Source organism: Saccharothrix sp. DSM 118769, from assembly GCF_052936295.1.
Genome location: NZ_CP193627.1, coordinates 5,468,660 through 5,481,827 on the forward strand (window position 1 = coordinate 5,468,660; position 13,168 = coordinate 5,481,827).

The following is a 13,168-nucleotide window of genomic DNA, read 5'->3' on the forward strand; positions in this document are numbered from 1 at the left end:
CCGCCGCCACAGCTCAAGGTATTGAACCGAAAGTGCATGTTCGCCTTTTTCTCGACCGCAATGTTGCAGGTCAGCGTCGAAACCGAAAAACTGGGCAACGGAGAACGCCGCGGTTCCCCCGGCGGCCTCCGGCAGGTAACGGACACCCTCGCCGGTGGAGGGTTGTCGCGATGTGACGGGGTGGTCGGGGTTGCCGGCGGGGAGTTCGCAGACAAAGCAGGCACCACGGGCGAGACCGAGGGGCCCTGCTCCCGGACGCTGGACACGGGGTTATGCGGCATGGGTCATGCGCAGCCGGTGTCGGGGTGAGGCTGTCCTCGTAGTCGATCGGGGATCTCTGACCGAGGTGGGGGTGACGGCGTTGGGTGTTGTAGCGGTGTGCTCGGTCAAACACCGCCAGGCGTGCTTCCCTTTTGCTGTCCCAACTCCGGGCGCCTTGGAGGGTTTCGCGTTTGAAGGAGGCGTTGAGGCTTTCGGCGGCGTTGTCCGTGGCGCGCGCCGTCCGGTCGGGTTCGGTGGCCTTCCAGTGGTACCGCCTTGCGCAGGACGTCGCGCTCTTCCTCCAGCTCCCGGATCTGCCTGCGCAGCGCTGTGGCCGAGGTGCCACCGAACCTCGCGCCCTACGACTTCGACCACGTCCGACCCGCGTCTTCACCTGCGCCGAAGCCGCCACGCCAAGCTGACCAAGGCGATGCGCGCGGAGGTCGCCGCAGAGTCGGCGGACCGCACGGTGCTCGCCGCGTCGGTGCGCCGAGCGCGCCGGCTGTCGCGCGAGCATCGACTGGCGACGCCCGGCACCACGACGACCAACGGCGGCTGTTTTTTGGAGCGAAACAATTCGGCGTGGCCGGTTCACGCCGACTTTCCACACTCACAGGACCGATCCGTGAACGGTCTGCCGATCCGTGGAGGCATACAGGTGACACAACGGTCGCCAAGGACGAAAGTTGCGGTTCCACCGTGCCCGGTACCCACGGAAAGTGTCATGTCGATTTCACCCGACCGCCGCATCGCCCTGAGGTTACAGTGGCCATCAGTTCGCGTTCCGGACGCAGAGGGGTGCTTCGATGACTGCGGATAAAATCGGGAAATCGTTGTCCCGGGTGCGGCGATCCGTCGCGGGTGCCGTCGCCGCGGCACTGGTGGCGGTCGGGGCGGTGGCCGTCGCGCCAGTGGCCCAGGCCGCGGACGTCGAACTGCTGTCCTGCGTGGGAGCTGGTGCGAACACCTACCAGCCGGGGGTGACGATGCAGCCGCGAACCGTCGCGATCACCTCGAGCGCGAACTACGGCTCGTGCGTGTCCAGCGGATCGCCGGCGATCACCTCGGGCGGGTACGGGATCGTCGCGAACGGCCTGGTGTCCTGCCTGGCCGGTGGCGTCTCCATCACGGTCACGATCACCTGGAACACCGGCGAGACCACCACCGTGGCCGCGGTCGGGCTCGTGGTGCTGCGCCCCGGCAACGAGGTCGTCGTGGTCTACCAGGGCACGGTGACCGCGGGCAGGTTCACCGGAGCCGCCGTGGTCATGACCGCGGCGCTGGTCAACGGCACGCCGACGCAGTGCCTGACCCCCGAGGGCGTCACCTCCACCAGCGGCCCCGCCGCCATCACCATCACCCAACTCGCCTGAGCGCGGACATCGTCTCGCTCCCGACCGATCACAGAACCAAGGCTGTCCCCTTGAACCGGACACCCTGATCCCGGACGGCGGTCCGGGGAGGGACGCCCTCGTGCCAGGCAAGTCGAAGTACCCCGAGCAGTTCCGCGGGGACGCCGTCGCGCTGGGCCGCTCCTCGGGCCGGCCGTTGCGTCAGGTCGCCCGCGAGCTGGGCGTCGACCACGAGACCCCGCGCAGCTGGGTGCGCACCGCCGAACAGGCCCAGGCCGCTGCGCCGGCGGGCGGCGTGTCGGCCGAGGAACGTCGTCACTCTTTCGCTCCCGGTCGGCGTCGAGCCGGAAGAACTCGAAGTTCAGGGTGATCAGGTTGAGGTGGGCCGAGGGGATGGTCATCCGGATGGCGACGTGGTCGGCCAGGTGCAGTTCCCGCGCGACTCCATCGAGCAGCTCGCGGTCACGGCGGTGAGTCCTCGTGCAGGCGACCGGTGAACACGGGCACGTACTCCATCGCCCACTGCTCGCGGCAGATCCCCTGCCGGAGCACGAAGGTGGCGCAGTAGACGTTGCCGGCCGCGTTGGTGTCGTTGAAGGTGACGCGGCGCCGGATCTCGTAGGTGTCGCTCACCTTCGGCTCCTCCGTGGCAGCGCGACGGTGTCGACAACCGGCATGTCCACCCCGGTGACGTGGACCAAGGGGCGTCCGTCTGGATCGACCGCGGTGCTGCCTCCGCCGCCACCGTCGCCGGAGCCGTCACCGTCGCGGCCACCGCGCTCGTCTGGCGCTTCCTGCCCCACACCGCCCGCCGGCCGAGAACACCGGTGCACCACGACGACAGCGCACCGGACGGCCCTGTTCCCGGCCCGGTGGGTCCCGTCCCAGGGACTTCGCCGACGCACCTCAGGACTCCGCCGCCTCCAGCCACTGGGCCTCGACGCCCTCCGACTTCGCAGGCTAGCGCGTGTTTCAGAGGTGAGGTGAGCGGCGGCGTGTCGGTGGCCGGAACGTGGCGAGGTCTCCGGTAAGCGGTGTAACGACCAAGCAGAACCGCAGTACCGGAGACCTCGTGGCCGGCGTAGCGGCAGCGGGACGGGCCGACCTGACCGACGCGCAGTGGGCGGTGCTGCACCCCTTGTTGCCTGTCGGTGCCAGGCCGGGCCGTCCGCCGAAGTGGAGCAAGCGGCAGTTGAGCGACGGCACCCGGTGGCGGGTGCGGGTCGGTGCCCCGTGGCGTGACGTCCCGCCCGGGTACGGGCCCTGGCAGACCGTCTACGGGGTGTTCCGGCGCCGGCAGCGGGCCGGGGTCCGGCGGCGGACCCCGGCAGCGTTGCAGGCCCGCGCCGACGCCGGCGGTCGATCGTTGTCGCTGCTGGTCACCGCCGGACAAGGCCTACAGCTCCAAGGCCAACCGCGCCTACCTGCGACACCGCGGGACCAAGGCGACCATCGACCAGCTCTGCGACCAGGCCATCATTGACATCGCCGCCATCAACACCTGGCTACGCCACATCTGAAACACGACCTAGGGGCTGGTCATCGGCCGCGACAGCTCCGCGAACTTCATGCCGGTGAACACCGCCGACGACTTGTCCCGGATGTCACCGCCCCCGTCCTCGGTCGCGTCCGGCCCGGCCGATCCGGCTTCCCGAAAGCCGTCCCGCGGAATCACCGGATTCGACAGACGGAGCCGGGGCCCGCCATCCCGCCTCGACGTGGCGGCCCATCCAAGACCAAGGAAGCTGCACCCGCGGGTGCATTCGGGCAACCCGAAGAACGAACATCGAGTACGTCCGGTGACCGCGATGACGACGTCGCGCCGGCCGTCTTCCCCGAAGGGGCCACGGCATTCCCCTGTCGGGTCACACGCCCGACGACAGCGGCGCGGGCCTGCCGATCCCTGCCAGCATCGACCAGTGGTCGACGCGGTGTCGATCCCGGGCACTGGAGGAATCTTGACGCTGCAAGAGTCGCACACCACGACATCGACCGATATCGGCGCCCACCAGGTGATGGACCTGTTCGCCGCCGCCGACGGCCCTGTCGGGCACGACGTGTGGGAACACGTGCAGCGCGGTCTGATCTACCCGTCCCCGTACGCGGTGTTCGCGACGTTCTGGCGCGCCGAGGACGACCTCGCTCCCACGCTGTCCCAACTGTCGGGGATTCTCGAGGAACTGCGCGACGAGATCCACGCGCACTTCGGCAGTGCCCACACCACCGTCGTGACCGGCGTCGGCTTCCGCCTGTGGCACGAGTGGTGCCGCGATGAAGGGATGAAGCCACCCGAGGGGATGCGGATGCGCTACCCCTCCGGTGAGCGGGGAGCGGACGAGGGGTTCGCGCCGTCGAAGGTGTTCGAGCGCTCGAACGGCACCTTCGTGGACTCCGGCGCGGACCTGTGGTTCCACATCAAGTCCACGAACCAGGACCACTGCCCCCTGGTGTTCGAACGGCTCGACGCGATGCTGGCCGCGACCGGCCGCATCGACCCCACCAGGACCGTCCACCAACAGGCCGCCACCAAGTCGGTGCGCAAGGACCTGCGGGGCGGCAAGGTCGTGGGGTGCCGGTTCTCCGAGAACCTCAACAACCCCACCAGCCCGGTCAGCTTCCAGAAGCACACCCTGGTCGGCCTGGACGACCCGGACTACCTCGGCGCGTCGTTCGTGCTGGCGCAGCGCTTCACCATCAACTGGTCGAACCTGCTGAACATGAACCCCGACCAGATCGAGGACCTGGTCGGCCGCACCGCCGACGACGTCATCATCCCGTCGCGCGACGACCGCAGCCACATCAGCCGCTCCCGCGCGCAGGACGAAGCCGGTGACACCACCCCGCTGCTGCGGCTGAGCCTGCCCTACGGCACCTCCCCCGCCCTGGACGACGACGACCTGCTGACCAAGGGCGCCAGCCGCCGTGACGAGCGCGGCATCTACTTCGCCGGCTTCGCGAACTCGATCGCGACGCTGGAGAAGATCATGGACCAGCAGATCGGGCGGACCGACGGCTTCATGGCCGACCGGCTGCTGTCCAACGTGCGCTCGGACCTCGGCGGGTTCTACTTCATCCCGAGCCAGCTCAACCTGCGGCTGGACCGCACACCGGTGCCGGACCTGGCGCGGTCGTGGGACAAGTTCCCCGGCGTGGACTGGGAGCGGCTGGACCGGCACTTCGACCGCCGCTCGGACAACGGCTACATGTACTACAACCACCACGACTACATGCACCGCATGTCCACGATCCCCGCTGACCAGCGCGAGCACTGCAGGCCGCCCTCGGGGCGGGTGCTGCGGCTGCTGGAGAGCACGTTCTCCCGGTGGCAGGACGGCTGGTACTTCGACCGCGCCCAGCAGGAGCTCCGGCACCTGTCGGCCTACGTCGAGCGGTACGCCGGGGTCGAGCAGGCCCGCAAGGTGATGGCCCTGCCGGTGGTGGAGCGCATGGGCTGGGCCATCAAGATCGGCCTGGGCAAGGTGTTCGCCGGGCACGACTACGGGTTCCGCGGCCGGCGGCGCGAGAACGGCAGGACCGTCAACGGCGCCGACACCTACCACATCGACCCGGCCGAGCTGATCGTCGGCGGGATGCCCAACCTGGGGCTGGGCCAGGGCAAGTACGTCATCGACTACACCCGCGAGGACGAGCAGCTGCAGAACTTCTTCCGCGGCCTGAGCGCGGCCTCCGGCGTCGGCCACGTCGTCCCGGACTACCAGCGCCTGCTGGACAAGGGCCTGGACGGGCTGATCACGGAGGTGACGGCCAAGCTCGACACCACCGACGACGAGGGCAAGCGGCAGTTCTACCGCGCGGTCGTGCTGGCCCTGGAGGGCGTCAGCGACCACTGCCTGTCCTTCGCCGACCTGGCCGCCCAGCTCGCCCACGACACCAAGCCGTCCCAGCGGGCCGAGCTGGAGAACCTGCTGGCCATCCACGGCCGGATGCGCAAGCTGGCCCACCAGCCGCCCGACACGCTCCTCGAAGCCGCCCAGCTGATCTTCACCCTGCACTCCTGCCTGCACCTGGTGGGCGAGCCGACCGCCATCGGCCGACTCGACCAGCTCCTGGAGCCCTTCCGCGAGCGCGACGACCGGCTCGGCCTGATCACCGCCGAGCAGGCCCAGGAGATCATCGACTGCTTCTGGGTCAAGCTCGGCGAGAAGGTCCTGTGGAACCGGACGTTCGTGGAGGACCACCAGCCCTTCGGCAACATGGCGATGGGCGGGTTCAGCGGCAACTACCCCCAGGGCGGCGCCAACAACCAGTGGGTCCAGCAGGTCACGATCGGCGGGACGCTGGCCGACGGGGCGCCCGGCGAGGGCACACCGGCCTACAACGACACGACGATGCTGTGCCTGCTCGCGGCCCGCAGGCTGCCGCTCAACGCGCCGTGCCTGTCGTTGCGCGTGCGCCCGGACATGCCCCGCAAGTACGCCGAGGAGGCAGCGCGGGCGCTGCTCAGCGGCGGCGCGCACCCCATCCTGCTCAACGACGCCAAGATCATCCCGGGGCTGGTGCGCAGCGGCGAGCGCATCGGTGACGGCGAGGGCCGCACCGAGTTCACCCCCGTGCGGGAGAAGGCCGGCCAACGCTGGCGCAGCGAGGTGCCCCTCGACGTGGCCCGCGACTACGCCTGCGACGGCTGCTACGAACCCCAGTTCGTCGGGAAGAACTGGTTCACCCTCGGCCAGGTCAACATGCTGCACGCGCTGGAAGCCACCCTCAACCAGGGCAAGTCCTGGCTGACCGCCGGACCGATGTACTTCCGGGGGCAGAAGGTGTCGTTCACCTCCCCCGAGCCCGCCGAGATCACGTCCTTCGAGCAGCTGCTGGAGCTGTACTTCAAGCACGTGCGCTGGATGTACGCCAAGCAGGTCGACGGCCAGCTGGCGGCGTTCGGGCAGATGAGCGACGTGTGCCCCTCGCCCCTGATGTCCTGCTTCATCGACGACTGCATCGAGACCGGGCTGGACTACTACGCCGGCGGCGCCCGCTACAACGTGATCGCGCCCGGTCTGATCGCCCTGCCCAACGCCATCAACTCGCTCCTGGCGATCAAGCACCTGGTGTACGAGCCCACCACCGCCGCCACCTCGCTGCCCGAGCTGGTCGAGGCCCTGCTGTGCGACTGGGGCGAGTCGATGGCCGAGCCCTTCACCAACTCGACGGTGGGCGCCGGCCGCATCGCCGCCCACGCGGAGCGCTTCCGCGACCTGCGCAGGGCCGCGCTGGCACTGCCCCGCTACGGCCGGGGCGTGAAGGACGTCGACGACTTCGGCAACCGGTTCCTGAGCCGGGTCTGCGACACCGTGGTCTCCGTCCTCACCCGGCCCGCTCCCCCCACCGCCCGCACCATGGTCGAACTGGCCAAGCGCATCGGCACCCCCGAGCACCCCTTCGGCATCCAGCTCCAACCCGGCGTCGGCACCTTCGAGAACTACCTGGAGTTCGGCGCGGCCACCGGCGCCTCCCCCGACGGACGACGGCGCGGTGAAACACTGACCTCCGACCTCAGCCCCGCCCCCAGCCCCGCCGACCTGCCCGTCGACCACCAGGAGAAGGGCATCATCGCCTCGCTGCGCGGTTTCGCCGGCGACGGCGCGAAAGCCCTGTGGGACGCCGCCCCCACGGACTTCAACATCCGCGAGGACTTCCCCCACGAAGCCCTCGTGCAGGTCATCGAGCAGTTCGCCCGCGGCACCGGCTCCAACCTGCTCACCATCACCTGCGCCGACCCCGAGACCATGACCGCCGCGCGCCGCGATCCCGAGCAGTACGACCTGCTGCGCGTGCGCATGGGCGGCTGGAGCGAGTACTTCATCAGCATGTTCCCCGACCACCAGCACCAACACCAGCGCCGCCCGATCAGCACTGCCGACACCCCGTTCCCGACGGTGCCGCACGGCCCGTCACCCGCGACCGGGTCACCGCGGGACACGGCGGACACCTCACCGATCCCGGCCACATCGGGCTGACGACCGCGGTGACACCCTCCCCCTCGATGGCTGACGTCGGCGGGGGTGGCCGCCGCGTGGTCGTGGGGTGACGCGGTCACGGCGGAGCCGCGAGCGCACTGCGAGGCGCTGCTCGCCGAGCACGGGGACGACGTGCGACGCGACGACCTGGCAGCCGAGGCGCGGGACGACACGACGGCGGGCCTGCCGCGCGCGGGACGGGAACCGGCTCACGGCCGCACCCCCATCCCCTCCAGGACCAGGCGCAGCGCCTTGAGGCCGAAGAACACCCGGCTGCGCAGCGTGGCCTGCGGGACGGCCAGCTCGGCTGCCACCTCGCGGTAGGACCGACCACGCAGGTAGGTCTCGACCAGCGCGGTCCGGTGGTTCGCGCTGATCCGGGTCAGCGCCTCCTCCACCAGCCACCGGTCCACGACCGCGTCCGCGAACCCCGCGTCGACCGGTTCCGGCGGGTGCTCCGGTGCGGTCGGGCGGGCCCGGCGCACGTGGTCGAGCACGGCGTTGCGCGCGATGGCGAACAGCCACACCCGCAGGCTCGCCCGGTCCGGGTCGAACCGCCCCGCGGCCCGCCACGCCCGCAGGAACACGTCCTGCACCACCTCCTGCGCCGTGCCGTCGTCGCCGAGCAGCCGGTGGGCGTAGCGGTGCAGCTCCGGGCCGTGCGCGGCGTACGCCGCACGCACCCCGTCCTCGGCACCCAGGTCGAACCGCAGGCGTTCGACCACCCCCGCACCGCCCTCCGCTCGCTGGACGTACGCGCCAGGAGGCCGGGCAGTTCGAGCCGACGTTCAACACAACCGCTTCCAGGCACGTACACACGGGCGATCCACCCACCCCAGGAGGACCCCATGCGCTCCACCCGCACCGCGGCGCTGGTCGCGGCCGCCGCCCTCACGGCCGTCGTCGTCGCACCCGGCACCGCGAACGCCACCGGCGGCCAGACCGCCGACGTGCACCTGCTCACCCAGGACGGCACCCTCACCACGGGCTCGTCGACGCTGCCCCTGCTCGGCCACCGCGTCCGCGTGCGGGGTCTCGACCGGCACGACCGCCTCGTCGGCATCGACGTGCGGCCCGCCACCGGCTCGCTCTACGGCATGGGCGGGTCCGGCCGCCTCTACACCGTCGACCCGCGCACCGGCCAGGCCACCGGCATCGGCACCCCCGCCACCCTGGACGGTCGCGCGGTCGGCTTCGACTTCAACCCCACCGTGGACCGCATCCGCCTGGTCACCTCCACCGGGCAGAACCTGCGGCTGAACCCCGACACTGGCGCGGTGGCCGCCGTGGACGGCACCCTGGCCTACCCGGACGCGCGCACGGCACCGAAGATCGCCGCCGCCGGCTACACCAACAGCGTCGCCGGCGCCACCAGCACGACCCTCTACGCCATCGACTCCGCGCGCGGCACCCTGGTCACCCAGGGCACGAGGGCGGGCGCCACACCGGTCGTGTCGCCCAACACCGGCCAGTTGTTCACCGTGGGCCGCCTCGGCGTCCGCATCGACACGGGCAACGGCTTCGACATCGCACCCGACGGCACCGCTCTCGTCGCCTCCGGCCCGGCGATCCACCGAGTGGACCTGGAGACCGGGCGCGCACGCCTGGTGGGCCTGGCGCCGGGCGACGTGATCGGCCTGGCCTTCCGCGCCTGAGCGACCGGAACGAGGGTGCCCGCGACCGGGCTCAGGGCACGACGCCACGACCGGCGGGGTGGCGGGACGGTCTGCACGTCCCACCACCCCGGTTCGTCGGCCGGCGGGCCGACGAACCCGTCAGGCCGTCGTCCCCGGCTCCAGCGCCTGCTGCGCGAGCAGGCGCTTGACCATCTTGGCCGCCCGGCGCATGTCGTCGGTGACCGTCTCGATCTTGATCGCGCCCTTCGGGCCGATCGTGCCGCCGACCTCGAAGGCCGTCGCCTCACCCGGAAGCGGCAGGGCCTGGCAGGCGGTGAACCGGTCGTTCGGCATGAGACCGACGTGGAAGTAGGCGTGCACCGGGGCGTCCACGCAGGACGCCAGGTACGGGAAGACGCCGTGCGTGCCCTCGTTGTCCACGCTGATCATCTTCGCGCCCGGCAGGTGCTTGGCCGTGGCGAGCGCGCCTTCGTAGGCGGTGGCCGCGTCCATCTCGCTCTGCAGCACCAACACCCGCGGGAACGTGCGGGAGTCCGGCTTGGGCATCCGGTTGTCGGTCCGGAAGAACATGCACGCCGGGACGTTCTGCATGAACGGCCCGATCAGCGGCGCCTCCCGCAGCAGCTTCGCGGCGGACTTCTCCCAGTAGTCGCGGCTCTGGTTCCACTGGCCGTCCTGGCAGCGGATCAGCTCGAAGGTGTAGTCGACCTCGAAGGTGCTGACGTCGGTGGTCGCGGGCAGCCGGGCGGGGCCCTTCGCGATGGCGCCCAACGCGCCCTCACGGGCCTGGAGCAGCACGTCGCGCAGGTCGGCGGCCAGGGCGGGGCGGGCGAGCTGCTCGTCGACGAACCGCCGCACCACCTGCTCGGCCGCCGGCTCCTGCCCGCTGCTCGCGACGGTGTTCACCGCCGCGCCGGCGATCTCGTAGGTCGACGTGTCGTACAGCGCGGGCAGGATGAACCAGGCGAACATGATCTGGCCCGTGAACGTGCGGGTGCCGCCCGCCTCCTCCCACGCCCGGCGGATCGCCATCGGGTCGGTGCCCAGGCCGTAGAGGTCGTCGCGGCGCGCCACGTAGGGCAGCAGCTGCTCCTGGAACGCCCGGTCCCGCGTGTAGGGCTGGAGGTCCCAGGTGCGCTGCAACGACTTCTCGCTGACGTCGGTGGACGAGTCGAGCAGCATCCGGTGCACCTTGCCGGGGAAGGTGGCCGCGTACCAGGTGCCCAGCCAGGTGCCGTACGAGTAGCCGATGTAGCTCGTCTTCCGCTCGCCGAGCAGGACGCGGATGAAGTCCATGTCGTAGGCGGTCTGCTCGGTGGTGATGAACTCCGTGCCGGGCGTGTCCTCGCAGCCCCGCACGTACGCCTCGGTCTGCTCGTCGGTGGAGTTGACGACCTCGCTGTCGACGGTGACGGTGCACGGCACCCGCGTGCTGTCGCCGACGCCGCGCGGGTCGAAGCCGACGAAGTCGTACTGGTCCGCCAGGGCGGGCGCCATGGTGGCCATGGCCGCGCCCCAGTGCAGCCCGGCGCCGCCGGGGCCGCCGGGGTTGACCAGGGCGATGCCCTGGCGGGCGGTGCCGGCGGTGGCGGTCTTCGACACGCGCACCTGGAACGTGTGGCCGTCGGCGGGGTCGTGCCAGTCCCTCGGCACGGTGATGGTCGCGCAGGCGAGCCCCGGCACGGCCTGGAACCGGTCGTTCTGCTCGGGGGTGAGGTCGGTGAACGCGCACGGTCCCCAGGCGACCTGCTGGTGGCGCAGCACGCCGGCGAGGGTGGCGGTGTCCGGTTCCGCGGGCGGGCGGGGTGCGGCCGTCGCAGGGGTGGTGGCGGTGGCGGCCAGGGCCACGGCCGCGAGCAGCGACGCTCCCAGGACCGCTGCGGATCGCCGGTTGCGGCGCGGTCCGCGCAGGGGTGAAGGCATGGTCGTGTCCTCTCGGAGCAACGGTCGGGAACGCTCCCGGTGGTTCCACCCTCGCCCGGCGACGGTCCTCGCGGCAGGGGGTGGCGGTGTCGGGAACCGGACATGACCGGGACCCGTCAAAGCCAGCCGCGCCGGGTCGCCTGCACGCCCAGCTGGAAGCGGGTGCGGGCACCGAGCAGCTCCTGGAGCCTGCTGACGCGGCGGTGCACCGTCCGCTCGCTCACGCCCAGGTCACGGGCGATGGCCTCGTCGGTCATGCCCGCGGTGAGCAGCACGAGCAGGCGCTGGGCCTGCGCGTCCGGTCCCGCGGGGTCGGCGGTCGCGGTGGCGGGCAGCGGCGCGGCGAGCCGCCAGAACACCTCGAAGACCTCGGACAGCACCTCCAGCAGCCGCGACGGGTGCACGAGCAGCGCGTCGGCCTCGCGTTCGGCCGGGCGCGGCAGCATCACCAGGCCGCGGTCGTCGTCGGCCAGCAGCAGCTTCAGCGGCACGTCGGGGAAGACCCGCGCCTCCTCGCCGGCCACCGCGGCCTTGCCGACCGCTGCCAGCAGCACGTCGTCGTGCAACAGGCTCGCGTCGTACACCGCCCGGTAGCGCAGCCCCCGGCGCATCGCGTCGAGCTGCACCTGCTCCGGTGCGGCCGGCGAGTCGTGCAGGTACGGGCCCCGGTCCAGGCCGCGCACCCGCTCGCGGGCGCCTTGCTGGAGCGTGCGGAACAGCGCACGGGCGGCGCGCCTGCCCTCGACCACCTCCACGAAGCCCGCTCCGGGCCCCCGGCACGCGGCGTACAGCCGGGCAAGCGCGTCCCCCGTCTGCCTGGCCTGCGCGGCGGCGAGCTCCCGCCGGGTGGCCCAGGTCTCCAGCGCGGTCCGGGGCGGGCGGACGTGCAGCACACCGTCCTCGTCGCGGTGCACGAGCCCGAGACCGACGAAGTGCTGAACCCAGCGCGCCGCCCGCGGCCCGGCACCGGCGAGGAAGCCCTGTTCGGGCACGGGCGCGACCGTGAGCAGCTCGCCGTACGCGGCCTCGGCCTCCGGCGGCAGGTCGAACGCATCTGACGGGAACACCTCGACAGGAGCTGCCATGCCGTCACGCTAACGACGCAGTGCTAACGGCACGTGATACTTCTACTACGATCACCGCCCTCGGAGGGCGAACCCGGCAGCCGCGGTGTCGCGGCCGGTTCCGGGCCGGTAAGACCGGCACCACCTGTACGTAGCTGTTTCCGAGCTACTGGTGTCGGGCGAGTCGGCGGCTGGTGATGCGGATCATCGCCCAGCGGACCATGACCTCGTGGTGGTGGCACAAGCGTTCGTGGTCTCGGGCGCGGCGGCGGTGCCCGCCGTCGGCCCACACCAACGTGGCCCGTTTCCCGGCGGTGTCGCGCAGGCGCCGCAGGCCGCGGGCGGCGACCCGGTCCTGCGTCGAGGCAGGCGTCACCGACACGGCCAACAGCAGGCCCATGCTGTCCACGACGATGTGGCGCTTGCGGCCCGCGACCTTCTTCCCGCCGTCTCCCAGGCGGCGAAACGCTTGTAAACCGTCTGCCACGGCGGGAAGTCCACCGGCAGGGCCCGCCACTTGATGCCGTTGTCGACCACGTGCAGGATCGCGTCCACGATCACCCGGCGGCAGTGCTTCTCCCACCGCCCGCCCCGACCGGCCGGGCACGCCGGATCGGGCAACAGCGGATCGAGCTCGGCCCACTGCGCGTCGGTGACATCGGTGGGACACCGCGCCGTCCGTCGGATGGGCTGACGGGAGGCCACCAGACGGCAGCAGAGGGCACCCCTGGTGGACCTGTCCACGGGGATCGGGCACGACAACAACGGAACTCCTGGCAGAGCGGCGCTTCGACAACGTCCGATCTACCAGGAGTTCCCCTGTCCGGGCACCAAAGAGCCATCACCTGCCCAAGCTCGGAAACGGCCACTCGCCGGGAGCCTCGCCCGCCAGGCTCTCCACTGCCCAGCCTGCGCCGTGACCCACCACCACGACACGCCTGGTCCGCTCCTCG

Annotated in this window: 11 protein-coding genes and 1 pseudogene; 5 read left to right on the forward strand and 7 right to left on the reverse strand. The window is 71.3% G+C overall.

The features are described from left to right. Positions 1-70: 70 nt before the first annotated feature. The gene (locus ACRAKJ_RS23430) at positions 71-778 is read right to left on the reverse strand and encodes an integrase core domain-containing protein (protein ID WP_438920996.1); all 708 of its coding nucleotides are present in this window, start codon (positions 776-778) and stop codon (positions 71-73) included. Between the two features lie 325 nt (positions 779-1,103). Here ACRAKJ_RS23430 and ACRAKJ_RS23435 point away from each other — a divergent pair, with 325 nt between their 5' ends. Together ACRAKJ_RS23435 and ACRAKJ_RS23440 are read left to right on the forward strand one after the other, a co-directional pair. Continuing rightward, positions 1,104-1,634 (forward strand): hypothetical protein, encoded by a 531-nt coding sequence (locus ACRAKJ_RS23435; RefSeq protein WP_438920964.1) that lies wholly within the window; start codon positions 1,104-1,106, stop codon positions 1,632-1,634. Positions 1,635-1,734: 100 nt separating this feature from the next. Beyond that, positions 1,735-1,983, forward strand: coding sequence for a transposase (locus ACRAKJ_RS23440; RefSeq protein WP_438920963.1), 249 nt, complete (start codon positions 1,735-1,737; stop codon positions 1,981-1,983). 92 nt (positions 1,984-2,075) lie between these two features. On the opposite strand, the gene ACRAKJ_RS23445 is transcribed toward ACRAKJ_RS23440, so the two are convergent. Further along, on the reverse strand, positions 2,076-2,246 hold the full coding sequence (locus tag ACRAKJ_RS23445; protein ID WP_438920962.1) for a hypothetical protein: 171 nt from the start codon (positions 2,244-2,246) through the stop codon (positions 2,076-2,078). Positions 2,247-2,685: 439 nt separating this feature from the next. Here ACRAKJ_RS23445 and ACRAKJ_RS23450 point away from each other — a divergent pair, with 439 nt between their 5' ends. Continuing rightward, the gene (locus ACRAKJ_RS23450; RefSeq protein WP_447008662.1) at positions 2,686-3,096 is read left to right on the forward strand and encodes a transposase; all 411 of its coding nucleotides are present in this window, start codon (positions 2,686-2,688) and stop codon (positions 3,094-3,096) included. Between the two features lie 45 nt (positions 3,097-3,141). On the opposite strand, the gene ACRAKJ_RS23455 is transcribed toward ACRAKJ_RS23450, so the two are convergent. Further along, positions 3,142-3,288, reverse strand: a complete 147-nt coding sequence (locus ACRAKJ_RS23455; protein ID WP_438920960.1) for a hypothetical protein — start codon at positions 3,286-3,288, stop codon at positions 3,142-3,144. A 283-nt stretch (positions 3,289-3,571) separates the two neighbouring features. Here ACRAKJ_RS23455 and ACRAKJ_RS23460 point away from each other — a divergent pair, with 283 nt between their 5' ends. Beyond that, entirely contained in the window at positions 3,572-7,591 is a 4,020-nt protein-coding gene (locus ACRAKJ_RS23460; RefSeq protein WP_438920959.1) for a Dyp-type peroxidase, read from the forward strand. Positions 7,592-7,800: 209 nt separating this feature from the next. Here the strand turns inward: ACRAKJ_RS23460 and ACRAKJ_RS23465 are convergent, their stop codons facing one another. After that, positions 7,801-8,316 carry a sigma-70 family RNA polymerase sigma factor gene (locus ACRAKJ_RS23465; RefSeq protein ID WP_438920958.1) on the reverse strand — a complete coding sequence of 172 codons (516 nt, stop codon included), beginning with the start codon at positions 8,314-8,316 and terminating at the stop codon, positions 7,801-7,803. Positions 8,317-8,439: 123 nt separating this feature from the next. Between ACRAKJ_RS23465 and ACRAKJ_RS23470 the strand changes: the two genes are divergently transcribed. Further along, positions 8,440-9,246: a DUF4394 domain-containing protein gene (locus ACRAKJ_RS23470; RefSeq protein ID WP_438920957.1), complete on the forward strand. Its 807-nt coding sequence runs from the start codon at positions 8,440-8,442 to the stop codon at positions 9,244-9,246. A gap of 120 nt (positions 9,247-9,366) precedes the next feature. On the opposite strand, the gene ACRAKJ_RS23475 is transcribed toward ACRAKJ_RS23470, so the two are convergent. From ACRAKJ_RS23475 to ACRAKJ_RS23485, 3 genes and pseudogenes are all read right to left on the reverse strand, one after another. Next, on the reverse strand, positions 9,367-11,151 hold the full coding sequence (locus ACRAKJ_RS23475; RefSeq protein WP_438920956.1) for an alpha/beta fold hydrolase: 1,785 nt from the start codon (positions 11,149-11,151) through the stop codon (positions 9,367-9,369). A 116-nt stretch (positions 11,152-11,267) separates the two neighbouring features. Continuing rightward, on the reverse strand, positions 11,268-12,236 hold the full coding sequence (locus ACRAKJ_RS23480; RefSeq protein WP_438920955.1) for a helix-turn-helix domain-containing protein: 969 nt from the start codon (positions 12,234-12,236) through the stop codon (positions 11,268-11,270). Positions 12,237-12,422: 186 nt separating this feature from the next. Further along, a pseudogene (locus ACRAKJ_RS23485) lies at positions 12,423-12,959 on the reverse strand (transposase); the annotation flags it as partial. Positions 12,960-13,168: the final 209 nt, after the last annotated feature.